The following is a 23,809-nucleotide window of genomic DNA, read 5'->3' as shown; positions in this document are numbered from 1 at the left end:
AGGTGCGACGCCAGTCAGGCGGGCACGCGCGCGAGGGCGAGGAAGTCGGCCATGACGAGCTGCTCGCCGCGCGCCGTCGGGTCGAGCCCGGCCGCCTCGAGCGCCGCCGTCGCCGCGGCCGACGAGCCGAACACCTCGGCGAGCGCCTGCCGCAGCATCTTGCGCCGCTGACCGAACGCCGCGTCGACGAGCGCGAACGTGCGGGCGCGCTCGGCCTCCGACCCGGGCAGGGCGGAGCGCCGCGCCTTCATGCCGACGAGCACGCTGTCGACGTTCGGCACCGGCCAGAACACCTGCCGGCTCACCGTGCCCTCGAGCGCCCAGTCGCCGTACCAGGCGGCCTTCACGCTCGGGCTGCCGTAGATCTTCGACCCCGGCGTCGCCGCGAGCCGCTGCCCGACCTCAGCCTGCACCATCACGAGCGTGCGCGTGATCGACGGGAACGTCGCCAGCAGGTGCAGCAGCACCGGCACCGAGATGTTGTACGGCAGGTTCGCCACGAGCGCGGTCGGCTCGCCGAGCGCGTCGGGCAGCGACGTGACGCGCAGGGCATCCGCGTGCACCACCTCCAGGCGCGCCTGCGGCTGCAGGTCGGCGACTGTGAGGGGCAGCTGGGCGGCGAGTCGAGCATCCACCTCGACGGCGACGACCGGATGCCCGGCCTCCAGCAGGCCGAGCGTCAGGCTGCCCAGCCCGGGCCCCACCTCCAGCACCGTCGACCCGGCGGGCAGGGCCGCCGTCGCGACGATGCGGCGCACCGTGTTGGCGTCGTGCACGAAGTTCTGGCCGAGCTTCTTCGTCGGCGTGACGTCGAGCAGCTCGGCGAGGTCGCGCACCTCCGCCGGGCCCAGCAGCCGCGCCACTCAGGCCCTGCCGGGGTCAGGAGCGTGCACGCCGCTGTCGAAGTCGTCGGGGCGATCTGCCCACGGGTCGCCGGGAGCCGTCACGGGCTCAGCATCCCACGTGCCGTACACCGCCTCGGTGTTCGAGCTGAGCTGCGCCGCGAGCATCGACGCGTCGGTGCCGAGGTGCTCGGCCATGGCCCGCAGCGTCCACGGCAGCAGGTACGGCGAGTTCGGGCGGCCGCGGAACGGGTGCGGCGTGAGGAACGGCGCATCCGTCTCGACCAGCAGCAGCGAGCGCGGCAGCACGTCGAGCGCGTCGCGCAGGTTGCGGGCGTTCTTGAACGTCAGCGTGCCCGCGAACGAGGCGTACCACCCGTTCTCGGCGCAGATCGACGCGAGCTCGACGTCGCCCGAGAAGCAGTGGAACACCGTGCGCTCCGGGGCGCCCACCCGGCGCAGCGTCGCCACGACCTCGTCGTGCGCGTCGCGGTCGTGGATCTGCAGGGCCAGGTCGTGGCGCTTCGCGATGCGGATGTGCTCCTCGAAGGCGCGCAGCTGGGCGGCGCGTCCGCTCTCGGAGGTGGTGCGGAAGAAGTCGAGGCCCGTCTCGCCCACGGCGACCACGCGGGGCTGCGCGGCCAGCTCGTCGATCACCGCGAGCGCGGCATCCAGCCCACCGGTCTCCTCGAGCGTCGCGGCCTCGTTCGGGTGGATCGCGACCGCGGCGAGCACGCGCGGCTCACGTGCCGCGATCGCCGCCGACCAGCGGCTCGTCGGCACGTCGGTGCCCACCTGCACGACCCCGCGCACGCCGACCGCCGACGCGCGGTCGAGGTGCTCGCGGTAGTGCATCGGGTTCTCGCCGTCGGCGATCTCCAGGTGTGTGTGGTTGTCGTACACGGGCACCACGAGCGCTTCGGGGCTCGGCGGGTAGCTGAGGTCGCGCGACGAGTCCTCCATCGCGGCGCGGCTGCGCACGTGCGGGTGCAGCTCGTCGGTCATGCGGGATGCCTCCTAGGCGCTCGCCTCGTGCTCGATGCGCGGGAAGAGCGCCTCGAGAGGCTCGGTCTGCGAGCCCGCGGGCAGCTGCCCCCATGCTCCCGCATCGGGGATGCGCTGGTCGGTGAGCGCCCCCAGGGCGGCCTCGGCGCCGAGCGCCCGCCACAGCTTCGCCGTCGCCTGCGGCAGCACCGGGCTCAGCAGCACGGCGAGCGCGCGCAGGCCCTCGGCGGCCGTCGCGAGGATCGTGTGCAGGCGCTCGGACTGCGAGTCGTCCTTCGCGACCTTCCACGGCTCCTGCTCCGTCAGGTAGCCGTTGAGCTCGTCGACCACCGACCAGATCGCCGCGATCGCCTCGTGGATCGCGAAGCGGCCGATCGCGGCGTCGGCGGCGGCCACGGCATCCGCCACGGTCTTCTGGATGCTCGATTCGGCGGCGGTGAGCTCGCCCGCGGCGGGCACGGCGCCGTCGCAGTAGCGGCCGATCATCGCGACCACGCGCGAGGCGAGGTTGCCGAAGCCGTTCGCGAGCTCGGCCTGGTAGCGGGCGGCGAGGTCCTCCCACGAGAACGAGCCGTCCTGGCCGAACGCGATCGCGCGCAGGAAGTAGTAGCGGAACGCGTCAGAGCCGAACACGTCGGTGATCTGCGACGGCGCGATGCCCGTGAGCTTCGACTTCGACATCTTCTCGCCGCCCACCAGCAGCCAGCCGTGGCCGAAGACGCGCGCCGGCACCGGCAGGTCGGCCGCCATGAGCATGGCCGGCCAGATGACGGCGTGGAACCGCGCGATGTCTTTGCCGACGATGTGGTTCGACGGCCAGAAGCGGTCGAACAGCTCGCCCGGCGTCTCCGGGTTCCAGCCGAGGGCCGAGATGTAGTTGATGAGCGCGTCGAACCAGACGTAGACGACGTGCTTGTCGTCCCACGGCACGCGCACGCCCCAGTCGAAGCTCTGCCGCGAGATCGACAGGTCGTCGAGGCCGCGGCGCACGAATGACACGATCTCGTTGCGCAGGCTGTCCGGCTGGATGAAGTCGGGCTGCGCCTCGTACAGGTCGAGCAGGCGCTGCTGGAAGTCGCTCATGCGGAAGAAGTAGTTCTTCTCCTTCAGCACCTCCACCGGCCGGCCGTGGATCGGGCACACGTACTGGCCCTCGAACTCGCCCGAGCCGTCGACGAGGTCCGACTGCTGCTTGTACTCCTCGCAGCCGACGCAGTAGTAGCCCTCGTACTCGCCGTCGTAGATGAGGCCGTCGTCGTACAGCTTCTGCAGGAACTGCTGCACGACGCTCTCGTGCCGCTCCTCCGTCGTGCGGATGAAGTCGTCGTTGGCGATGTCGATCGTCTTCAGCAGCGGCACCCACGCATCGGCGACGAGCTTGTCGGCCCACTCCTTCGGGGTGACGCCGTTCGCGACCGCCGTGCGCAGGATCTTCTGACCGTGCTCGTCGGTGCCCGTCAGCGACCACGTCGGCACGCCGCTCTGCCGGTGCCACCGCGCGAGCACGTCGGCCGCGACCTCGGTGTACGCGTGACCGATGTGGGGCGCGTCGTTGACGTAGAAGATCGGCGTCGTGACGGAGAAGGAGGAGCCTGCGGCCATAACCCCCCAGTCTACGGGCGGGCGGATGCGCGGCTCGCGCGCGGCGGAGGGCGATGGCCGCGTCGCGTAGCGTTCTGTGTGTGAGCCGACCGCCCGCCCGCCCCGCCCGGGCCACAGCATCCGTCATCGCCGTCGTCGCGGTCGCGATCGCGGTGACCGGATGCTCGAACCCGACCCCCGCGGAGCAGCAGGCCGCGCTGAGCGGCTGCGTCGAGGGCGAGCGCGGCACGATCGTGCTCGGGGTGACCAACTCGGCGGGCGACCCGCTCGAGATCGTGGACGTCGAGCTCGCCGCCAGCGAGGGCGTCGACATCGTCGACCGCTTCATCGCTGCGGACGAGGAGGCGCGCTCGACCGCGGTGCTCTTCGACGACGGCGGGCGCGACTCGTTCGACGGGGTGGACCTCGACGCGGAGGCGATCGAGCCCGACGCGGCCGCGTTCGTCGGCATCGAGGTGCGGCGCACCGGGGCGGGCGAGGGCCTCGTCGACGGCGTGACCGTCGAGACTGAGTCGCGGACGACGACAGCGCCCGTCGTGCTCGAGTTGCGCGACTCCTGCGCGTAGGCCTGGGCCCTCGGTCGCGCCCGCGGCCGGGCCCGCGTCGCGGGGCGGCGCCACGTCTGCTGACAACGCCGCACTTCGGTGAGGTCGCGCCAGTTCGAACTGCTGCGCGGTCACTGAAGTGCTGCGGCGTCAGCGGGCGCTGCTGCGCGCTCCGCAGGCGCTGCTGCGCGCTCGGGGTGCGGAGGCCGCGCCTGCCGACGGGGCGCCGGTCTGCGCAAGAGGTGCCGGTGTGAACCGGCACCTCTTGCGCGAAGCAACACCGCATTAGCGGAGGGCGCTCGGCTGCTTGCGGCGCTTCGGTGCGCGGAGTGTGCCGCGTGCGGCACATGCCGTGCCAGGCACACGGCCAGGCACACTGCCAGGCACACGCCCGGATCACGCGGGCGCGGTGGAGCGGATGCGGCGCCTGGACGGCGCCGGCCTCGGGCTCGCCGACGAGGTGCGTACGGCGCTGGGTCTATCGGTCAGTTTTTGCGGCCGCAGAGCGGACTGACCACAACGAGTGACCGATAGACGCGTCTCAGCGCAGTCGGCAGGGGCGCGGCCCGCGCGAGGCGCGGGGCGGGCACGGGGTGCGGGGTGGCGGCGGGGCGGTGGCACAGCGGCGCAGCGGGGCGGCGGCGCGGTGGGGCGGCGGCACAGCCGCGCAGCGGGGCGGCGGCACAGCGGCGCAGCGGGGCGGCGGCGCGGTGGGGCGGCGGCGCAGCCGCGCAGCGGGGCGGCGGCACAGCGGCGCAGCGGCGCTACCCGCGGCGGGCCTGCAGCGCGGCCTCGTAGAGCTCGCGCGTGCCGAGCCCGGTGGCGGCGGCGACCGCCGACGCCGCATCCTTGAGGCGCTCGCCGGCGGCGGCGCGCGCGACGACCTCGGCGACGGCGCCCGGCAGGTCGGCCGAGCGGGCGGGGGCGCCTTCGACGACGAGCACGATCTCGCCGCGGGCTCCGTCGGCGTAGCGGTCGGCGAGCTCGGCGAGGGTGCCGCGGGCGACCTCCTCGAACTTCTTGGTGAGTTCGCGGCAGACGGCGGCGCGGCGGTCGGGCCCGAAGGCGTCGCGCAGGTCGGCGAGCGCCGCGGCTATGCGGTGCGGCGCCTCGAAGAACACGAGGGTGCGCTGCTCGCCGGCGAGGGCGGCGAGCGCTCCGGCGCGGCCCTTGCGCGGCAGGAACCCTTCGAACGCGAACCGGTCGGTGGGCAGCCCGCTCAGCACGAGCGCGGTGAGCACGGCGCTCGGGCCGGGCAGCGCGGTGACGCCGACGTCGGCGGCGATGGCGGCCTCGACGAGCACGTAGCCGGGGTCGCTGATGCCGGGCATGCCGGCGTCGGTGAGCACGACGACGTCGGTGTCGCGGGCGAGCTCGACGATCTCGGCGGCGCGAGCGCGCTCGTTGTGCTCGTGCAGGGCGAGCAGCTGCGGGCGGTTCTCGACGCCGAGCGCACGCAGCAGGTGGGCCGTCGTGCGGGTGTCCTCCGCGACGACGAGCTCGGCGGCCTCGAGGGTGTCGACGAGTCGGCGCGAGGCGTCGCCGAGGTTGCCGATGGGGGTGGCGGCGAGCACGATCACGTCGGCCATCCTCCCACCGCGGGCGGCGCGGGGGCGGGCGCGCGGGCGGGCCTGAGGAACCGGGCGGCCCGAGCGCGCGCGACTAGCATGAGCGCGTGACGCGAGCTGAGCCGACCTCCGCGCCTGCGCCGGTCGGCGCCCGGATGCTCGGCTCGCGCCTCGACGAGCGCTGGGCCGAGGCATCCCCCGCCGCCCGCCGGGCCGCGCGGATCGCCGCACCGGCGCTCGTGCTCGGGGCCGCGGCAGCCTTGCGCCTGATCGGGCTCGACGAGCCGCGCTCGCTCGTGTTCGACGAGACCTACTACGTGAAGGATGCGCTGAGCCTGCTGCAGCTGGGCTACGAGGGCGCGTGGCCGGAGGGCGCCAACGAGGGCTTCGCGGCGGGCATGCCGCCGTCGCCGAGCGAGGAGGCGGCGTTCGTCGCGCATCCGCCGCTCGGGAAGTGGGTGATCGCGCTGGGGCTCGCGACGGTGGGCCCGCAGTCACCGGTGGGCTGGCGGCTCGGCACGGCGCTCGCCGGGATCGTCGTGGTGGCGCTCGTGATGCTGCTCGCGCACCGGCTGACCCGGTCGCTCGCGCTTGCGACGCTCGCCGGTGGGCTGGTGGCGATCGACGGCAACGCGATCGTGATGAGCCGGGTGGCGCTGCTCGACGGCATCCTGACGCTGTTCGTGCTGCTGGCGGTGCTGTTCGTGGTGCTCGACCGCGAGCACGCCCGGCGACGGGTCGCGGTGTGGCTGGATCGACGGCGGCACGAGGGGCGGGCGACCGACTGGGGCCCGGCGCTGTGGGGCCGGCCGTGGCTGCTCGCGGCGGGCGTTGCGTTCGGGCTCGCCGCGTCGGTGAAGTGGAGCGCGCTGTACCTGCTGGCGGCGTTCGCGGTGCTGACGGTGGTGGCCGACGCGGTCGAGCGCCGGCGCGCGGGCGTGGCGCTGTGGGCGTCGGGCACGCTGCTGAAGCAGGCCCCGGTGAGCGCGGTGCTGCTGCTGCCGACGGCGCTCGCGGCGCACCTGCTGACCTGGACGGGCTGGTTCACGACGAGCGGCGGCTGGGGCCGGCTGTGGGTGGCGGAGGGCGGCGAGCGCTGGTCGGGCATCCTCGCCTGGGTGCCCCCGGGGGTGCAGGCGCTGTGGCGGTATCAGGTCGACGTGTACGAGTACCACGTGGGCGAGTCGAGCCCGCACGCCTACGAGGCGCCGGCGATCGGCTGGCCGCTGCTGCTGCGGCCGACGTACATGCACTACGCCGATCGCGGTGACGGCACGGCGAGCGCGATCACGGGCATTCCGAACCCGCTGATCTGGTGGGCTGCGGTGGCGGCGGTGCTGGTGCTGGTGGCCGGATGCGTCGTGGCCGCCGTCGCGGCGGCGCGCGGTCGCGACGGGGCGGCGGCGATCGCGCCCTTCGGCGGCGCCTGGCCGGTGGCGGTGGTGCTGACCGGGGTGGCGGCGGGCTGGCTGCCATGGCTGCTCTACCCGGAGCGCACGATGTTCTTCTTCTACACGGTGGTGCTGACGCCGTTCCTCGTGCTGGGTCTGGTGCTCGTGCTGCGGTCGGTGCTGGGTGGGCCCGCCGATCCGGCGCCCCGACGCCGGCTCGGCCTCGCGGTGGTGGCGGTGCTCGTGGTGGTGTCGCTCGCGCTGAGCGCGTTCTTCCTGCCTCTGTGGACGGGTCTGCCGGTGCCGATCGAGTTCATCCGCCTGCACTACTGGCTGCCGGGGTGGATCTGACACATTTCGACACTCGGGGCGCGCAACCCGATGCGGCGCGTCCTTCCGTGTGACCCGTCCGGGGGGATACGGTGTCATCACTCAACCCGAACATCGAGCCGATCGCGCACCCTCGCGATCGGCGCATCAGGCCCTGACCCGGGGCCCATTCGACCACGCAGACGCGCCCGCGCGCCTGCTTCGGTGCAACGCGGCGAGGTCCCGTCGACTCCGAGGGTGCGGAGCGACACGGGATGCCGCGTTCGGGGGCGGGCGGCGTCGAGCCGTCCGGGCGGTGCTCGGTCGACGGTGGGGATCGTCGATCGGGCACCGCCGTACCGTCGGCAGGTGCGGCCGGCGCCCGCCGGCGAGTGCTACGCACTATGACGCGCGCGTCGGCCGAGCATCCGTCGCTCGCCTAGCCTGGCGGGATGGCCGACCGCGACTATGGCTTCCGCACGCGCGCCCTGCACGCGGGCAACGTCCCCGACTCGGCGACGGGCGCTCGCGCCCTGCCGATCTACCAGTCGAGCGCGTTCGTCTTCGACGACGCGCAGGACGCCGCCGCGCGGTTCGCCCTGCAGAAGTACGGCAACATCTACAGCCGACTGGCGAACCCCACCGTGGCGAGCTTCGAGGAGCGCGTCGCGAGCCTCGAGGGCGGCCTCGGCGCCGTCGCGACCTCGAGCGGGCTCTCCGCGCAGTTCGTGACCTTCGCCTCGCTCGCCGGCGCCGGTGACCACATCGTCGCCTCGGCGAACCTGTACGGTGGCTCGATCACGCAGCTCGACGTGACGCTGCGCCGGTTCGGGGTCGACACGACCTTCGTCGCGAGCGATGACCCGGCCGACTACGCCGCCGCGATCATCCCGGGCCGCACGAAGCTCGTCTTCGCCGAGACCATCGCGAACCCCTCCGGCGACATCGCCGACATCGCCGGCCTCGCCGAGGTCGCGCACGCCGCCGAGATCCCGCTCATCATCGACTCGACGGTCGCGACGCCCTACCTGTGCCGCCCGATCGAGTGGGGCGCCGACGTCGTCGTGCACTCGGCGACGAAGTTTCTCGGCGGACACGGCACGACCCTCGGCGGCGTCGTCGTCGAGTCGGGCCGCTTCGACTGGTCGAACCACAACTTCCCCCTGTTCGAGGAGACGGTGCCGCACTACGGCGGCCTCACCTGGTACGGCAACTTCGGCGAGTACGCGTTCCTCACCCGCCTGCGGGCCGAGCAGCTGCGCGACATCGGCCCCGCCCTCGCGCCGCACTCGGCGTTCCTGCTCGCGCAGGGCATCGAGACGCTGCCGTACCGCATGCAAGCGCACGTCGACAACGCGCGCACCGTCGCCGAGTGGCTCGAGGCCGACCCGCGCGTCGAGCGCGTGCGCTGGGCGGGCCTGCCCTCGCACCGCCACCACGCTCGCGCGCAGCAGTACCTGCCCCTCGGCCCGAGCTCGGTGTTCAGCTTCGACGTGAAGGGCGGCCGTGCCGCCGGAGAGGCGCTCATCGAGAACGTGCAGCTCGCCAGCCACCTGGCGAACATCGGCGACGCGAAGACGCTCATCATCCATCCGGGATCGACGACGCACGCCCAGCTCACCGAGCAGCAGCTGCTCGACTCGGGCATCGGCCCCGGCCTCGTGCGCCTATCGGTCGGCATCGAGGATGTCGACGACATCATCTTCGACCTCGACCAGGCGCTCGACGCGGCGCAGAAGGCGGTGTGACCATGGCTGAGACGACGGCACCCGAGACGACGGCGGATGCGACCGGCGCCGACACCGCCACCGTCACGCTCGCCAACGGGCTGACCTGCTCGATCCCAGCGAGCTCGCCGCTGGCGAAGCTGCTGAAGTCGCAGCGCACCTGGGTGGGGCCCTCCGCGAAGGAGCGGCTGGGCATCCTGCGCCGCGCGAAGTCGGTCGCGATCGTCGGGGCCTCGCCGAACCCTGCCCGCAGCTCGTACTTCGTCGGCACCTACCTGCAGCAGTCGAGCGACTACCGCGTGTACTTCGTCAATCCGAACGCGACCGAGATCCTTGGGGCACCGGCCTACCCCGACCTCGCCTCGCTGCCGGAGGTTCCGGACATCGTCGACGTGTTCCGCAAGGCCAGCGACATCCCCTCGGTGATCGACGATGTGCTCGCCGTCGGCGCGAAGACCGTCTGGGTGCAGCTCGGCATCTGGAACGAGGAGGCCGCCTACTACGGCGAGTCGAAGGGCCTCACGGTCGTCATGGACCGCTGCATCAAGGTCGAGCACGCGCGCTTCCACGGCGGGCTGCACCTCATGGGCTTCGACACAGGCGTCATCAGCGCGAAGAAGCAGGTGCGCTGAGCGGAGCTCGTCGGCCTGTTCACCGAACGTTCATCCGTGTCCGCCTTTCGGAGGACAAATCACCCCCGTTTGGGGGTCGCGGCGCTACCTGACGAAAACTAGGGTCGTGCACGCGGTCACCACCCGAATCACCGGGACCCGAAACCGGTGAGGCCGCTCGAGGTCACCCGAACATGCCTACCACCACCCTGGGCACGCCCATGCCCGATACGGGTCGGCGGCGGCAGTGGGGCGCTGAGAAGCGCACCACGCCGCTCCCGATCGTCCACCCCCGCCCGAGCGATCGACGGATAGCGCTCGCCCGGCTCGCGATCGTCGCGACGATCCTTTTCTGGATCGTGTACGTCGTCTACACGGTCATCGCCGAGTTCCTCAACAACGGAACCCAGAGCTTCCAGTTCACGACCGAGGCGATCTCCTACGTGGTCGTCGTGACCTTCCTGACCTTCTCGGCGCTCATGTACCTCGTCGCCCGACACGGCGCCCTCCAGCGCTTCCGGGCGCACGTGCGCGTGCCGCGTGCTGAGCTCGATCGGCACTTCGCCGACCGCTCCACCTCGATCACGGTGCTCGTGCCCTCGTACGCCGAGGAGCCCGATGTCGTGGCCACGACGCTCTGGTCGGCGGCACTCCAGGAGTACCCCGAGATCAGAGTCGTGCTGCTCGTCGACGACCCGCCGACCCCGAAGGACCCGATCGCGCTCGCCCGCCTCGACGCCACGCGCGCCCTCGCCGGCGCCATCGAGGAGGCGCTCGTCGAGCCCGGAAGCCGCTTCCGCGACGCCCTCCTCAGCCGCGAGGTCGCCGACGTCGACGAGCTCGACGACGACGAGGTCGCCGAGGTGGTCGAGCACTTCCGCTGGGCGGTGGCGTGGCTCGATGCTCGCATCGCCGATCACCCGATCGCCGACCACGTCGACGTCTTCTTCACCGAGCAGGTGCTGGGGGGCATCCGTCACGAGTTCGACATCACCGCCGAGGCCCTGCAGAGCGCGCATCGCGAGGGCTACCGCCTGACGGCGGCCCACGCCGTGCACCTGCTGCGCCGTCTCGCCTGGACGTTCACGGCCTCCGTCTCGACCTTCGAGCGCAAGCGCTACGCCTCGCTCTCGCACGAGGCGAACAAGGCCATGAACCTCAACTCGTACATCGGCCTCATGGGCGGCGCCTACGTGTTCGACCCGACACCCGACGGCATCGTGCTGCGGCCCGTGCCCCATGCGGAGGGCGCCGACCTCGTCGTGCCCGACAGCGACTACCTGCTGACGCTCGACGCGGACTCGATGCTGCTGCGCGACTACTGCCTGCGGCTCGTGCATTCGATGGAGCAGCCGGAGACCTCGCGCGTCGCCGTCACGCAGACCCCGTATTCGTCGTACCGGGGCGCGAGCACCCGCATCGAGAGGCTCGCGGCGGCCACCACCGACATTCAGCACATCCTCCACCAGGGGTTCTCGCACCACGACGCGACCTTCTGGGTCGGCGCGAACGCCGTCATCCGCAAGCGCGCCCTCGACGACATCGTCGAGACCGAGACCAGCGGCGGGTTCACGATCAAGCGCTTCGTGCAGGACCGCACCGTCATCGAGGACACCGAGTCGAGCGTCGACCTGGGGATGCACGGCTGGACGCTCGTCAACTACCCCGAGCGCCTCAGCTACTCCGCGACGCCGCCCGACTTCGGGTCGCTCGTGATCCAGCGCCGCCGCTGGGCGAACGGCGGACTGCTGATCCTGCCCAAGTACCTTCGACAGGTGCGCGAGCGCCGCGCCCGCGGCGAGCGCGTCACGGCGACCGAGATCATGCTGCGCATCAACTACATGACCTCGATCGCGTGGGCGAGCTTCGGCCTGGTGTTCCTGCTGGCCTACCCGTACGACAGCCGACTGCTGAGCCCCGTGGTGCTGTTCGCGGCGCTGCCGTACTTCCTCGCCATGGCGAGCGATCTGCGCTACAGCGGCTACAAGCGCTCCGACGTCTTCCGCATCTACGGCTTCAACCTGATTCTGCTGCCCGTCAACCTCGCGGGCGTCGCGAAGTCGATCGAGCAGGCCATCACCTCGAAGAAGATCCCGTTCGCCCGCACGCCGAAGGTGCGCAACCGCACCACGACGCCGCTGCTCTACGTCGCGGCGCCGTACCTCATCATCGGCTTCTCACTCTTCACGCTCTGGCGCGACGTGCAGGCCGGCAACTGGGGCAACGCGGCGTTCGCCGCGTTCAACGCGGTGCTCGCGCTCGCGGCGGTGATCGCGTACATCGGCGTCGGCACGTCGCTCGTCGACCTGTGGTTCGGCGCGACCAACTGGCTCTACGTGACGCCCCGTCGCACGGCGACCGAGACCGAGCGCTCCGCCGACGACGCGACCGCCGACTGGCGGACCGTGCTGTACCACGGCGCGATCCACGACCACGCGCTCGAGCATCCCGCGCCGGCGCTCCTCGGTACCCCGACGAGCGGAGGCCAGCGATGAGCGCCCTCGCGCAACGCGTGCTCTGGCGCGACGGCCGCCGTCTTTCGCCCTTCCGCACCGTGCTCGCCGCGGTGCTCGCTGGAGGCCTCGGCACGTGGGGTGTCGTCTCGGCGCAGGCCTGGGTGGGAGCATCTTCGATCGCCGATCAGCAACCGTGGTTCGCCGGCTACGTCGACGCGACCGCGACCCCCGCGTTCGCCTTCGAGGACGTCGAGGCGACCGCAGCGCGCGACATCGTGCTGTCGTTCATCGTCGCCGACCCGGAGGCGCCGTGCGAACCGACCTGGGGCACGGCGTACGACCTCGACGAAGCGGCGGTCGAGCTCGACCTCGACCGCCGACTGGCGAGGCTCGAGCAGCTCGGCGCCGACCTATCCATCTCCTTCGGAGGGCTCCTGAACGACGAGCTCGCAACGGTATGCACGAACCCGGCCGAGCTGGTGCGCGCCTACGACCGCGTCATCGAGCGCTATGACGTGTCGACCATCGACCTCGACATCGAGGGCGAGAACCTGTCGAACACGGTTGCCGGTCAGCGGCGCGCCGAGGCGATCGCCACGCTGCAAGAACGCCGCCGCGCCGCGGGCGACGACCTCGCGGTCTGGCTGACGCTGCCCGTCACACCGGGCGGCCTCACCGAGGAGGGCACGACCCTCGTGCAGCAGATGCTGGAGGCCGGCGTCGACGTCGCGGGAGTCAACGTCATGACGATGAACTACGGCGCGTCGCGCGAGGAGGGTGAATCGATGGCCGAGGCATCGATCCGAGCTCTGCAGTCGACGCACCGTCAGCTCGGCGTCATCTACCGCCTCGCCGAGATCGAGCTCGGTGACGCGACGCTGTGGCGCAAGATCGGTGCGACGCCGATGATCGGGCAGAACGACGTCGTCGAGGACGTCTTCAGCGTGGCTGACGCACGCACCCTCAACGCGTGGGCCGTCGAGCGCGGGCTCGGCCGCATGTCGATGTGGTCGCTCAACCGTGACGTGCCGTGCGGACCGAACTACGTCGACCTCAGCCGTGTCTCCGACGCGTGCTCGGGCGTGCCGCAGGGCGAGACCCGCTTCGCGGACGTCCTGGCGGCGGGCTTCCCCGGGCGCCTCGACGCGAGCGCCGGCGTCGTCACGACACCCGAGCCGCGCGACCCCGCCGACTTCATCGACGACCCGGAGACGAGCCCCTACCCGATCTGGAACGAGGAGGCCGCCTACCTCGCCGGCAGCAAGGTCGTCTGGTACCGCAACGTTTACGAGGCGAAGTGGTGGACGCGCGGCGAGATCCCGGACAACCCGGTGCTCAACGAGTGGGAGACGCCGTGGACGCTCGTCGGCCCCGTGCTCGACGGCGAGAAGCCCCGCGAGATCCCGACGCTGCCCTACGGCGCGTACCCGGAATGGGAGGGCACCCAGATCTACGACAAGGGCGAGCGGATCCTCTTCGAGGGCGCGCCGTACGAGGCCAAGTGGTGGAACCAGGGCGACAGCCCCGAGGCCTACGCCGCCGACCCCGACAGCTCGCCATGGACACCGGTGCGGCTGGACGAGATCGAGGAGATCCTGCTCGAGCTCGAGTCGAGCGACGCACCGCCGACGATCGAGCGCTCGCCGACGCCGGAACCCTGACCGCGCGATCGAGGGCTCACCCGACGCACTCGTCGGGCGTGCCCTCGATCGCGGTCATCGTGTAGGTGAAGTTGGCGGGGAACTGGAACTCCTGCCGGCCGAGCGGCGTCTCGTAGGCCGTCGTGCCGGTGCCGTTCGTCGTGATGCGGCCCGTGAGCCCGTCGGGCTCGAGGGCGATCGTGTACGAGCCGCGGGCATCCAGCTCGATGAGGCCCTGGCCGTAGGTACCGTCGTCGACGTACCGGAAGTCTCCGGTGCGGTCGTCGTTCGGCGAGAAGGTCGTGACGGTGCCGGTGCCGACGAGCTCGAACGAGCGACGGCTGGAGAGGTCGCAGATCACCCCGGAGGCGTAGACGTCGCCGTTCGTGCCCTCGACCAGATACGCACGACCCCCGGTCGAGATCGTGAGCTCCTTCGTTGCGGTGCCGCGCCGTGACGCCGCCTTCAGCAGGATCGTGCCCTGCGTGCCCGCCTCGCCGGCAACGAAGGTGATCGTGCTCGTCGACCGGAACGACTCGGGTGCCACCGTATCGCTGCCGGTGAGCGCGGCCGTGACGGCGGAGCCGAACTCCTCGGCCGAGAGCTTCGAGCGCACCGTGACGGGAATCTCGAGGCCCGACCGGGGCGGCACCGTCGTCGGCGCCGTCGCCTCGATGCCGACGCAGCCGTTGTTCCACATCCCCGTCACGGAACCCAGCGCCGACCCCCACGACAGTGCGCCGAGGCGCGCCGAGGCACGGGCGGCGAGCCGCCGCACGTCGGCGCTCGTCGCTCCGCTCGAGGAGCGCACGAGCTGCGCCGGCTGCTGGCTGACCAGGATGACGTTGAGCACGTTCGCGTCCGGCAGCGTCTGCCGCGTCTCCACGTAGATGGCCTGCTTGCCTGCGGGGACCTCGCGGGTGGCCTGCGCAGCGTCGATCGCCATCGACTCGGGGTAGCCGTTCTCGCCGAGTCGCCCCGTGACGCGCACGGTGAGCTCCTCGCGCACTGTACCGCCGGGGCCGGTGACCTCCCGTTCGAGCTTCACCGTGAAGTCGAACTCGCCGTCATCGCCCGGGCAGACCTTCCCCTCCTGCGTCAGGCGGTTGCGCGTCGTGACGCCGTCAGCCGAGGTCGACTCCTGCTGGATCGCGACGGAGAGCTCGTTCGCACCCGTGCGCCGCACCTCCGTCTCACCGCTGCTGCGCGCGGCAGCGGTCTGCGCGTCGCCGATGCGACCGCTCGACTGGCCGATCTTCAGATCTCTCGCCCACCACGCGCCCTGCATGGCGGGCACGAGCAGCCCCGTGGTGAGCATGCCCACCACGAGCGACTCTCCCGCCCCGCCGGACTCGGTGGGCGATCGCAGCAGGGGCGTCGCGAGGGCGAGCTGGGCGGTGGCGGCGGGGCGGGCATCCGCGGCCGCCGCGACGGCACCGACGGTCGCCGCGCCGACCGGCGACCCCGCTCCGGCGCTCGCCTCGGGAGGCGCAGCCGGGTCGGGTTCGTCGAGGGCGGCGCGCAGCTGCTCGCCGGCGAGGCGCTCGGCCTCGAGCAGTCCGGCGACGTCGACCGTCTCTCCGGTCAGGGCGATGTAGTCGTCGAGCATCTCGACCGTGGCGAACGGGATGCCGCCCTGATCGTCGGGCAGGGGCGGCGGCGCGTCGGGCACGGCGACCGGAGTCACGTCGAGCTCGATGACCTCGACCGCCCCGATGGGCCCCGACGGCGTGCACGCCACGAGGGCGCCGACGAGCACTGCCGCGAGGGACGCCGCGAGGGTGCGCACGAGCGCGATGCTAGACCTCGCGCGCCCGGGTGACAATAGCTCGGATGCCCGCCCGCGCTCACCCCGCCGCGTCGAGCTCGTCGACCGTCGTGACCGGCAGCCGGCACACGAAGTCGGTGCACGCGAACGCGGTGCTCGTCGACCCCTGCGGCGCGCGGCCCGCGAGCAGCTCGAAGCCCGCCTCGGCCCACGCCGACGCCGCGGACGCCGTGAGCGCGATGGCGAGCTCCCCTTCCCGCTGGCGCGTGAGCGCCGCCGCCTCCAGCTCACCCGGCTCGGCGTCGTCGGGCCGCACGACGACGAGCTGCCGCGACGGCTCGGCGAGCGCCGACGCGACGCCGAGCGTCGCCCCGAACGCGATCGGCCGCTGCCGTGCGAGCGGGGCGAGTGGTGCGACGATCGCCTCCGCGGCGAAGCGGTAGCGCGGCTGCGCGGTGAGCTGATGCAGCAGGAGGGCCGCGCGGGCGACCGCCGCCTCGCCGCTCGGCGCGGAGCCCTCGTTGACGTCCTCCCCCGCCGCGAGGCCGCGGCTGCTGAGCACCGGGTCGCCGCCGCCGGGCACCGCGGCCGCGAGGGGCCGGCCCGTCGCGACCGCCTCGTGGTCGCCCGCCGCGAGGCACGCGTCGACGAGCTCGCGCGCGAGGGCCGCGTGCGCGTGCTCGCCGGTCGTGATCGCGAGCTCGAGCAGGCCGACGGCAAGGTCGCCCCAGTCCTCCAGCGTCGACGCGGCGGCGGATGCCCGGCCCTCGCGACTCGCCCGCAGCAGCCGGGGCGCCCCCGACTCGTCGCGCGAGAGGTGCCCGGCGAGCAGCTCGTCGGCGAGCTCGCGCGCGAACGCCGCCCACGACGGCTCGTCGAGCAGTCGCGCGGCGACGGCGAGCGCACCGATCGCGAGCCCGTTCCAGCTGGTGAGCACCTTCGCGTCGAGGGCCGGGCGCGGCTGCCTCGCCCGCTCGTCGGCGGTGAGGGCGTAGTACCCACCCTCGCTGCGCTCGCCGTCGAGCTCGCTCTCGCTGTCCTGCCCGGAGGCGAGCCCGCCGGGCACGCGCATGATCTCGCGCAGGAAGGCGACGACGCCGGCGGCCGTCTCGTGCGCCCCGGCGCGCGCCGCGGCCTCGAGCAGCAGGGCGTTGTCGTTGAGCATGCGCTCGTAGTGGGGCTCCGTCCAGTCGCGCCGGGTGGCGTAGCGGAAGAAGCCGCCCTCGACGGGGTCGCGCAGGTCGCTCGCGGCGAGACGCTGGAGGGTGCGCGCGGCGAGGGCGGCAGCATCCGTGTCGCCGGCCGCGCCGCGGCCCTGGAGGAAGAGCAGCGTCGGCGCGACGGGGAACTTCGGCGCGCCGCCGAACCCGCCGTGCAGCGTGTCTTCGAAGCCCGCAAGCTCGGCGACGATCGCGGCGAGGTCGTCGCGCGTCGGCAGGGCCCCCGGCTCGCGGCGGCTCGCGGCGGCGATCGCGTCGCGCAAACCCTCGGCGCTCTGCAGCACCTCGTCGCGGCGCGACTGCCACGCCTCGAGCACTGCCTCGACCACCTGCCGGAACGACGGCACGCCCGAGATCGGCTGCGGCGGCAGGTAGGTCGCGGCGTAGAAGGTGCGGCCCTCGGGCGTCGCGAAGACGGTGAGCGGCCAGCCGAGCTGGTCGCTGAACGCGCTCGCCGCGGTCATGTAGGCGGCGTCGACCTCCGGATGCTCCTCGCGGTCGACCTTGATGGCGACGACTCGCTCGTTGAGCCACGCCCCGACCTCGGGGTTGGCGAAGGTCTCGCGCGCCATGACGTGGCACCAGTGGCACGTGGCGTAGCCGATCGAGATCATGACGGGAACGTCGCGGCGGGCGGCCTCGGCCAGGGCATCCGCACCCCACGGCCACCAGTCGACCGGGTTGCCGGCGTGCGACTGCAGGTACGGGCTGACGGCGTTCTCGAGCCTGGCTGCCATAGGTTTCAGCCTATGAGCGCCTCCTCCGCATCCTCCGCGACTGCCAGCCCGCGCACGGGTTCGCCCGTCGCCGTCACCGTCATCGGCGGCCCCACCGCCCTGCTCGAGTGGGCGGGGCTGCGCCTGCTGCTCGACCCGACCTTCGACCCCCCGACCGTCTACGGCGACGGACCGAACGACCTGCAGAAGGTCGCCGGCCCGGCGGTGGCGGCGGATGCCCTGGGCCGAGTCGACGTCGCGCTCGTGTCGCACCACCACCACGAGGACAACCTCGACCGCGCGGGCCGCGCCTACTCGCTCGGGCTGCCGCTCGTCGTGACGACGTCGCTCGGGGCGCGCGAGCTCGCCGCCGAGTGCGCGGCCGGTCACGGAACCGCGACCGTCATCGGTCTCGAGGTCGATGAGTCGCTCGCCCTCGACAGCGCCCCGCTCGTCGGCGACGCCGTCGCCGGGCACGCCCCGCGCGGAGCCCGCGTCACCGCGGTCGCCGCCCAGCACGGGCCGGAGGAGTTCGCCGAGCGACTCGGCCCCGTGATCGGGTTCCTGCTCACCGCGCCGGGCGAGCCGACCGTCTACGTGTCGGGCGACAACTCGTCAGTCGACGTCGTTCGGGCGATCGCGGCCCGTCACGGCGCGGTGGATGCTGCGGTGCTGTTCGCGGGCGCTGCGCGCGTTCCCGCGATCGATGCGCCCCTCACCCTCACCGCGGCGGACGCGCGCGCCGCCGCCCTCGCGCTCGCCGCCCGCCGCGTCGTCGGGGTGCACGTCGACCAGTGGACGCACTTCAGCGAGGGCCGCGACGCCCTCGAGCGCGAGTTCGCCGGGCTCACCTCGCCCGCGGGCGGCGCGCTGCTCGCGGCGACGCCGCTCGGCGAGCGCGTCGAGCTCGCGCTGTAGGCGCGGCCGCGGGTCGCGCCGGCCCGCCCCGTGCCGCGTTCGCTCGCGCACGCACTGCCGTTCACGGCATGCACTACGCCTTGAAGCGCGGTGCATGCCGTGAACCGCAGTGTGTGCGGCAGCGGGTGGACGCCCGGTGCGAGCCGAGCATCCGCCCCGCCGCTCAGAAGTCGGTGTTGAGCGGGTGCGCACCCACGCGCTGGTCGCGGTCGGCCGCCGCGATCGTCGCCATCTCGTCGGCGCTGAGCTCGAAGTCGAACACGTCGGCGTTCTCGACCATGCGCTCGCGCTTGGTGGTCTTCGGGAAGACGATGATGCCCTCCTGCAGGTGCCAGCGGATCGCGACCTGCTGCACCGTCTTGCCGTGCCGCTCGGCGATCTCGGCGAGACCCGGCAGCTCGGCGAGCTCGTACTTGCCCTGCCCGAGCGGGCCCCACGCCTCGGTGAGGATGCCGCGGGGCTCCTGGAAGGCGCGCAGCTCCCGCTGCTGGAAGGCCGGGTGCAGCTCGACCTGGTTGACGACCGGCACGACGTCGGAGGCCTGCGCGAGGTCGTCGAGGTGGGTCTGCATGAAGTTCGAGACGCCGATCGAGCGGGCCTTCCCGGTCTCGCGCAGCTCGACGAGCGTCTGCCACGACTCGACGTGCCTGCCGTACTTCGGCGCCGGCCAGTGGATCAGGTACAGGTCGACGTAGTCGAGCCCCAGCTTCGACAGCGACGTGTCGAGCGCCGCGCGCGCCGAGTCGGTGCCCTGGTCGCTGTTCCAGAGCTTGGTCGTGATGAAGAGTTCGTCGCGCGTGATGCCCGACTTCGCGATCGCGCGCCCGACGCCCTCCTCGTTCTTGTAGATCATGGCCGTGTCGATGTGGCGGTAGCCGACCTCGAGGGCGTCGCTGACGATGCGCTCCGCCTCGGCGGGGTCGACGAGGAAGACGCCCAGGCCCAGCTGCGGGATGCTCCGGCCGTCGTTGAGCGTGAGGTGGGGGGTCTGAATCGCAGCAGTCATGCCCCCACTCTCGCTCACGAACCCGAGAGGTGCCGCTCGTCGGGCCCGTTGTACGCGCTCAGCGGACGGATGAGCGCGTTCGCTCCGAGCTGCTCGATGACGTGCGCCGTCCACCCGGTGACGCGCGAGGCGATGAACAGCGGCGTGAAGATGGTCGTGTCGAAGCCCATGAGGTTGTAGGCGGGGCCCGACGGGTAGTCGAGGTTGGGCTTGATGCCCTTCGCGCCGACCATCGCCGCCTCGAGCGTGTCGTACAGGTCGAGAACCTCGGGCCGGTCGTAGTGCGCGACGAGGGTCTCGAGCGCGGCCTTCATGGTCGGCACGCGCGAGTCGCCGTTCTTGTAGACGCGGTGGCCGAAGCCCATGATCTTGCGCTTCTCGGAGAGCGCCGTCTCGAGCCACGCCTGCGCGCGGTCGGCCGAGCCGATCTCGTCGAAGGTGTGCATGACGGCCTCGTTGGCACCGCCGTGCAGCGGCCCCTTGAGCGCGCCGATCGCGCCGACGACGGCCGAGTAGACGTCGCTGAGCGTCGAGGCGATGACGCGCGCCGTGAACGTCGAGGCGTTGAACGAGTGCTCGGCGTACAGGATCATCGACACGTCGAACGCGTCGACGACGACCTTCTCGGGTACCTCGCCGAAGGTCATGTGCAGGAAGTTCGCCGAGTAGCCGAGGTCGTCGCGGGGCTCGACGAGCCGCTCGTCGCGCAGGCGGCGCTGCGCGTAGGCGACGATCGCGGGCAGCTGTGCGAAGAGACGGATGCTGCGCTCGAGGGTGAGGTCGCCGTCGATCCACGTGCGGTCGGTCGTGAGCGACTCGTCGAGGGCTCCGAGCACGCTCACGGCGGTCCGCACGACGTCCATGGGGTGGGCGGCGAGCGGCAGCGCGTCGATCGCGTCCTTCACGGTCGGGTTCAGGCGTCGGTGCGCCCGCTCGAGCGTCTCGAACTCGGCGAGCTGGGCATCCGTCGGCAGCTCGCCGTGCCAGAGCAGGTAGGCGACCTCCTCGAAGGTGCACCGCGCGGCGAGCTCCTGCACGGGGTAGCCACGGTAGAGCAGCGAGTTCGTCTCCGGGTTCACCTTGCTGATCGCCGTGTGGTCGACGACGACGCCGGCGAGGCCCTTGCGGATGTCTTCGGTCATGGTGCGCTCCTTGCTGTGGCGGGGCGGGGTCAGCGGCCGGTGGACGGCCGGGCCGCGATCAGCGGCCGGTGTAGGTGAAGATGCCGTCGTCGAAGGCGTTGTACGCCTCGTAGTCGAGCAGCTCGTAGAGCCTGCCCCGAGTCTGCATGCCCGCGACCTCGCCGTCGAGGGTGCCGGTGGCGAGCAGCGTGTCGAGGCCGCGCTCGATGGCGCCGAACGCGATGCGCAGCAGCGACACGGGGTGGATGACCATGTTCACGCCGACGTCGGCGAGCTGCTGGTGCGTGAAGAGCTGGCTCTTGCCGAACTCGGTCATGTTGGCGAGGATCGGCACCTCGACGGCGGCGCGCATCGCCGCGAACTCCTCGAGCGTGCCCATCGCCTCGGGGAAGATCGCGTCGGCGCCGGCGTCCTGCAGCGCCTTCGCGCGGTCGATCGCGGCGTCCATGCCCTCGACCCCGCGGATGTCGGTGCGGGCCATGATCACGAGGTCGCGATCGCGGCGGGCGTCGACGGCGGCGCGGATGCGCTTGATCGCCGTGTCGGCATCCACGACCGCCTTGCCGTCGAGGTGGCCGCAGCGCTTCGGGTTGACCTGATCCTCCAGGTGCAGGCCCGCGACGCCCGCGTCTTCGAGCTCGTGCACGGTGCGGGCGACGTTCATCGGCTCGCCGAAGCCGGTGTCGGCGTCGACGAGGGTCGGCAGGTCGCTCATGCGGCTGATCTGGTGCGCGCGCTGGGCGACCTCGGTGAGCGTGGTGAGGCCGATGTCGGGCAGGCCGAGCTCGGCGGCCATGACGGCGCCGGAGATGTAGGCGCCGTCGAAGCCCTTCTCCTGAATGAGGCGGATGCTCAGCGGCGTGAACGCGCCAGGGAAGACCTGCAGGCGGTCGCTCTGCAGGCCCGCCCGAAAGGCCTGGCGACGCTGCGACGGCGTCGTGGTGGTCGACAGCATCAGAAGAGTCCCTTCGGGGCGGCGGGCACGGGGTGGATCGGCGTGACGGTGAGGCCGCCGAGCTCGTCGGCGCTCAGCTCGGGCAGGCGGGCCGCGAGGGCGAGGAAGCGGTCGACCTCCTCGTCGGCGAGGACCCCGTCCGCGAGGATGCGCAGCTTGTGCTCATACTCGGCGCGACCGAAGGGCCGCGCGCCGAGCGGGTGCGCGTCGGCGACGGCGATCTCGTCGACGACCCGCTCGCCGTTCGTGAGCTCGATCTCGATGCGGCCGCCGAACGCCTTCTCGCTGATGTCGAGCGAGTGGTAGCGGCGGGTCCACTCCGCGTCCTCGGTCGTCGTGATCTTGTGCCACAGCGCGACGGTGTCGGGGCGGGCGGCGCGCTCGGGAGCGTACGAGTCGACGTGGTGCCAGCCGCCGTCCTGCAGCGCGACGGCGACGATGTACGGGATCGAGTGGTCGAGCGTCTCGCGGCTCGCGGTCGGGTCGTACTTCTGCGGGTCGTTCGCGCCCGAGCCGATGACGTAGTGCGTGTGGTGGCTCGTGTGCAGCACGATGCTCGCGATGTTGGCGGGGTCGCGCAGCTCGGGGCGCTCGGTGCCGAGGCGGCGGGCGAGGTCGATCCACGCCTGCGCCTGGTACTCGGCCGAGTGCTCTTTCGTGTAGCTGTCGAGGATGCCCGTGAGCGGCTCGCCGCTGTCGGGCAGCGGAACCTCGTAGCGGGCATCCGGGCCGCTCAGCAGCCACGCGATGAACCCGTCCTCGCCCTCGTAGATGGGGCTCGGGCTGGTCTGGCCCCGCATCGCCCGGTCGACAGCCTCGACCGCCATCTTGCCGGCGAAGGCGGGGGCGTGCGCCTTCCAGGTCGAGATCTCGCCCTTGCGCGACTGGCGCGTGGCGGTCGTCGTGTGGAGGGCCTGGCCGATGGCCTGGAAGATCGTCTCCTGCGGCAGACCGAGCAGCGTGCCGATGCCGGCGGCGGCGCTCGGGCCGAGGTGGGCGACGTGGTCGATCTTGTGCTCGTGCAGGCAGATGGCGCGCACGAGATCGATCTGGATCTCGTAGCCGGTCAGCAGGCCCTTGAGCAGCTGCGCGCCGTTCTGCCCGGTGTGCTGCGCGACGGCGAGGATCGGTGGGATGTTGTCGCCGGGGTGCGAGTAGTCGGCGGCGAGGAAGGTGTCGTGGTAGTCGAGCTCGCGCACGGCGACGCCGTTGGCCCAGGCGGCCCACTCGGGGCTGTACTTCTGCGCGGCCGGCAGGCCGAAGACAGTCGCGCCGGGGCTGTAGGGGTGGGCTTCGGCCTGCCCGCGGGCGCTGACGACGGGGGCGCGGCCGAGACTCGCGGTGGCGACGGCGGCGTTGTCGATGATGCGGTTGATGACCATGTCGACGGCGGCGTCGTCGAGCGGGCGGTCCTGCTCGGCGGCGAGCGCGGCGAGCCTGCCGGCGAGCTGGTCGGCTGCGGCGAGGGGCTCGCTGCTCTTGTAGGTGCGGACGGTGTGCGTCGTGGTCATGCTCGCTCTTTCGGTCGGTTCGCGCCGCTGCGCGGCAGGTGGGCGTGGATGCTCGTGAGGGCTTCGTGCAGGTGCAGCCGGGTCGCGGCGGCGGCGCGCTCGCCGTCTCCGTCGGCGATCGCTCGGGCGATGGCGCCGTGCTCGGCGGCGCTGGCCGCGAGGCGGGCGTCGTCGTCGCGCGCGAGTCGCCGCACGCGGGCGAGGTGGACGCGCGTGCTCGCGATCGCGCTCGCCAGGTAGGGGCTGCTCGTCAGGGCGGCGTCGAGGGCCGCGTCGAACTCGGCCACGAGCGCGTAGTAGCCGTGGCGCTGGGCGTCGTCGGCCTGCAGGGTTGCCGAGGTGACGGCGCGGAAGCGGTCGGCGAGGGTCGTGAAGGCGGCCGCGGTCGGGGCGTCGCTCGCGGCGCGGGCGGCGGCGAGGCGCGCTGCCTGCTCGTCGAGGGCGCGGCGCAGGTCGAACAGGGCGGTGACGTCGTCGGCGTCGATGTCGGAGACGACGAGGGTGCGCGGGCCGCGCTCGGTCGCGAGCCCCGCCGCGATGAGTCGCGCGAACGCTTCGCGCACGGGAGTGCGGCTCACGCCGAGGCGCGTCGCCTGCTCGACTTCGGCGAGCGGAGCGCCGGGTGCGAGCTCGCCCTCGACGATCTGCGTGCGCAGCGTCTCGAAGGCGCGGTCGGCGGAGGTGAGGGCGGTCGCCCGCTGCACCGCCGCATCCGCCGCCATGGTCTCAATGTATACATTCAGCGCTTGGAGCGCCAGATTCTCGGTCTTGTCTGGATGGAGCGTATACAGATCACGAGTCTGGAGTGCCGCCTGCCAGTCGCGCGACTTGCAGAAGTCCGGATGGGGCGAACTCGGCTCGCCCCCTCCGGAGTTCT

The 23,809-nt window shown here is 72.4% G+C and carries 18 protein-coding genes; 7 read left to right on the top strand and 11 right to left on the bottom strand.

Annotated elements, in window-relative coordinates:
- Nucleotides 1–14: 14 nt before the first annotated feature.
- Genes rsmA through metG form a run of 3 tightly spaced genes read right to left on the bottom strand, consistent with a single transcriptional unit; the run spans nucleotide 15 to nucleotide 3,449 of the window.
- Nucleotides 15–863, bottom strand: coding sequence for a 16S rRNA (adenine(1518)-N(6)/adenine(1519)-N(6))-dimethyltransferase RsmA (gene rsmA / locus ID804_RS02395; RefSeq protein ID WP_169077350.1), 849 nt, complete (start codon nucleotides 861–863; stop codon nucleotides 15–17).
- Nucleotides 864–1,847 (bottom strand): TatD family hydrolase, encoded by a 984-nt coding sequence (locus ID804_RS02390; protein ID WP_169077349.1) that lies wholly within the window; start codon nucleotides 1,845–1,847, stop codon nucleotides 864–866.
- Nucleotides 1,848–1,859: 12 nt separating this feature from the next.
- Nucleotides 1,860–3,449 (bottom strand): methionine--tRNA ligase, encoded by a 1,590-nt coding sequence (gene metG, locus ID804_RS02385; protein ID WP_169077348.1) that lies wholly within the window; start codon nucleotides 3,447–3,449, stop codon nucleotides 1,860–1,862.
- Between the two features lie 80 nt (nucleotides 3,450–3,529).
- On the opposite strand from metG, the gene ID804_RS02380 reads away from it, so the two are divergent.
- Nucleotides 3,530–4,015 carry a hypothetical protein gene (locus ID804_RS02380; protein ID WP_169077347.1) on the top strand — a complete coding sequence of 162 codons (486 nt, stop codon included), beginning with the start codon at nucleotides 3,530–3,532 and terminating at the stop codon, nucleotides 4,013–4,015.
- A 743-nt stretch (nucleotides 4,016–4,758) separates the two neighbouring features.
- On the opposite strand, the gene rsmI is transcribed toward ID804_RS02380, so the two are convergent.
- A complete protein-coding gene (gene rsmI / locus ID804_RS02375; protein ID WP_169077346.1) occupies nucleotides 4,759–5,574 on the bottom strand; it encodes a 16S rRNA (cytidine(1402)-2'-O)-methyltransferase in 816 nt (271 codons plus the stop codon).
- A gap of 95 nt (nucleotides 5,575–5,669) precedes the next feature.
- Between rsmI and ID804_RS02370 the strand changes: the two genes are divergently transcribed.
- The 5 genes from ID804_RS02370 to ID804_RS02350 all read left to right on the top strand — a co-directional run bounded on the left by ID804_RS02370 (nucleotide 5,670) and on the right by ID804_RS02350 (nucleotide 13,717).
- Nucleotides 5,670–7,304: a dolichyl-phosphate-mannose--protein mannosyltransferase gene (locus ID804_RS02370; RefSeq protein WP_169077345.1), complete on the top strand. Its 1,635-nt coding sequence runs from the start codon at nucleotides 5,670–5,672 to the stop codon at nucleotides 7,302–7,304.
- A gap of 410 nt (nucleotides 7,305–7,714) precedes the next feature.
- Nucleotides 7,715–9,010: an O-acetylhomoserine aminocarboxypropyltransferase/cysteine synthase family protein gene (locus ID804_RS02365; protein WP_169077344.1), complete on the top strand. Its 1,296-nt coding sequence runs from the start codon at nucleotides 7,715–7,717 to the stop codon at nucleotides 9,008–9,010.
- 2 nt (nucleotides 9,011–9,012) lie between these two features.
- Entirely contained in the window at nucleotides 9,013–9,621 is a 609-nt protein-coding gene (locus ID804_RS02360; RefSeq protein ID WP_169077343.1) for a CoA-binding protein, read from the top strand.
- 173 nt (nucleotides 9,622–9,794) lie between these two features.
- On the top strand, nucleotides 9,795–12,095 hold the full coding sequence (locus ID804_RS02355; protein WP_169077342.1) for a glycosyltransferase family 2 protein: 2,301 nt from the start codon (nucleotides 9,795–9,797) through the stop codon (nucleotides 12,093–12,095).
- The gene (locus tag ID804_RS02350) at nucleotides 12,092–13,717 is read left to right on the top strand and encodes a chitinase (protein ID WP_169077341.1); all 1,626 of its coding nucleotides are present in this window, start codon (nucleotides 12,092–12,094) and stop codon (nucleotides 13,715–13,717) included. Before ID804_RS02355 ends, ID804_RS02350 begins: the two co-directional genes overlap by 4 nt.
- 16 nt (nucleotides 13,718–13,733) lie before the next feature.
- On the opposite strand, the gene ID804_RS02345 is transcribed toward ID804_RS02350, so the two are convergent.
- Nucleotides 13,734–15,485: a hypothetical protein gene (locus tag ID804_RS02345; protein ID WP_169077340.1), complete on the bottom strand. Its 1,752-nt coding sequence runs from the start codon at nucleotides 15,483–15,485 to the stop codon at nucleotides 13,734–13,736.
- A gap of 58 nt (nucleotides 15,486–15,543) precedes the next feature.
- The gene (locus ID804_RS02340) at nucleotides 15,544–17,421 is read right to left on the bottom strand and encodes a thioredoxin domain-containing protein (RefSeq protein WP_169077339.1); all 1,878 of its coding nucleotides are present in this window, start codon (nucleotides 17,419–17,421) and stop codon (nucleotides 15,544–15,546) included.
- A gap of 12 nt (nucleotides 17,422–17,433) precedes the next feature.
- On the opposite strand from ID804_RS02340, the gene ID804_RS02335 reads away from it, so the two are divergent.
- Nucleotides 17,434–18,318 carry an MBL fold metallo-hydrolase gene (locus tag ID804_RS02335; RefSeq protein ID WP_169077338.1) on the top strand — a complete coding sequence of 295 codons (885 nt, stop codon included), beginning with the start codon at nucleotides 17,434–17,436 and terminating at the stop codon, nucleotides 18,316–18,318.
- Between the two features lie 163 nt (nucleotides 18,319–18,481).
- On the opposite strand, the gene ID804_RS02330 is transcribed toward ID804_RS02335, so the two are convergent.
- From ID804_RS02330 to ID804_RS02310, 5 genes are read right to left on the bottom strand one after another with little or no spacing between them, the layout of a single operon-like run.
- Complete coding sequence (locus ID804_RS02330) at nucleotides 18,482–19,324, bottom strand: aldo/keto reductase (RefSeq protein ID WP_188219137.1); 843 nt, start codon at nucleotides 19,322–19,324, stop codon at nucleotides 18,482–18,484.
- A 14-nt stretch (nucleotides 19,325–19,338) separates the two neighbouring features.
- Nucleotides 19,339–20,466, bottom strand: coding sequence for a bifunctional 2-methylcitrate synthase/citrate synthase (locus ID804_RS02325; protein WP_169077337.1), 1,128 nt, complete (start codon nucleotides 20,464–20,466; stop codon nucleotides 19,339–19,341).
- A gap of 58 nt (nucleotides 20,467–20,524) precedes the next feature.
- A complete protein-coding gene (gene prpB, locus ID804_RS02320; RefSeq protein WP_169077336.1) occupies nucleotides 20,525–21,421 on the bottom strand; it encodes a methylisocitrate lyase in 897 nt (298 codons plus the stop codon).
- Complete coding sequence (locus tag ID804_RS02315; protein ID WP_169077335.1) at nucleotides 21,421–22,932, bottom strand: MmgE/PrpD family protein; 1,512 nt, start codon at nucleotides 22,930–22,932, stop codon at nucleotides 21,421–21,423. The genes prpB and ID804_RS02315 overlap by 1 nt, the downstream gene beginning before the upstream one ends.
- A complete protein-coding gene (locus ID804_RS02310) occupies nucleotides 22,929–23,654 on the bottom strand; it encodes a GntR family transcriptional regulator (RefSeq protein WP_169077334.1) in 726 nt (241 codons plus the stop codon). Before ID804_RS02310 ends, ID804_RS02315 begins: the two co-directional genes overlap by 4 nt.
- Nucleotides 23,655–23,809: the final 155 nt, after the last annotated feature.

The sequence above is a fragment of the Microcella alkalica genome, from assembly GCF_014595885.1.
GTDB lineage: Bacteria > Actinomycetota > Actinomycetes > Actinomycetales > Microbacteriaceae > Microcella > Microcella alkaliphila_B.
Note: the sequence above shows the minus strand (reverse complement) of the source record. Positions and strands in the feature narration are given on the sequence as shown.

Coding starts and splice junctions, on each gene's coding strand:
- ID804_RS02330 (WP_188219137.1), bottom strand. CDS start 19,324: ATGACTGCTGCGATTCAGACCCCCCACCTCACGCTCAACGACGGCCGG.
- ID804_RS02315 (WP_169077335.1), bottom strand. CDS start 22,932: ATGACCACGACGCACACCGTCCGCACCTACAAGAGCAGCGAGCCCCTC.
- ID804_RS02355 (WP_169077342.1), top strand. CDS start 9,795: ATGCCTACCACCACCCTGGGCACGCCCATGCCCGATACGGGTCGGCGG.
- ID804_RS02335 (WP_169077338.1), top strand. CDS start 17,434: ATGAGCGCCTCCTCCGCATCCTCCGCGACTGCCAGCCCGCGCACGGGT.
- ID804_RS02390 (WP_169077349.1), bottom strand. CDS start 1,847: ATGACCGACGAGCTGCACCCGCACGTGCGCAGCCGCGCCGCGATGGAG.
- ID804_RS02340 (WP_169077339.1), bottom strand. CDS start 17,421: ATGGCAGCCAGGCTCGAGAACGCCGTCAGCCCGTACCTGCAGTCGCAC.
- metG (WP_169077348.1), bottom strand. CDS start 3,449: ATGGCCGCAGGCTCCTCCTTCTCCGTCACGACGCCGATCTTCTACGTC.
- prpB (WP_169077336.1), bottom strand. CDS start 21,421: ATGCTGTCGACCACCACGACGCCGTCGCAGCGTCGCCAGGCCTTTCGG.
- ID804_RS02325 (WP_169077337.1), bottom strand. CDS start 20,466: ATGACCGAAGACATCCGCAAGGGCCTCGCCGGCGTCGTCGTCGACCAC.
- ID804_RS02310 (WP_169077334.1), bottom strand. CDS start 23,654: ATGGCGGCGGATGCGGCGGTGCAGCGGGCGACCGCCCTCACCTCCGCC.
- ID804_RS02350 (WP_169077341.1), top strand. CDS start 12,092: ATGAGCGCCCTCGCGCAACGCGTGCTCTGGCGCGACGGCCGCCGTCTT.
- ID804_RS02360 (WP_169077343.1), top strand. CDS start 9,013: ATGGCTGAGACGACGGCACCCGAGACGACGGCGGATGCGACCGGCGCC.
- ID804_RS02365 (WP_169077344.1), top strand. CDS start 7,715: ATGGCCGACCGCGACTATGGCTTCCGCACGCGCGCCCTGCACGCGGGC.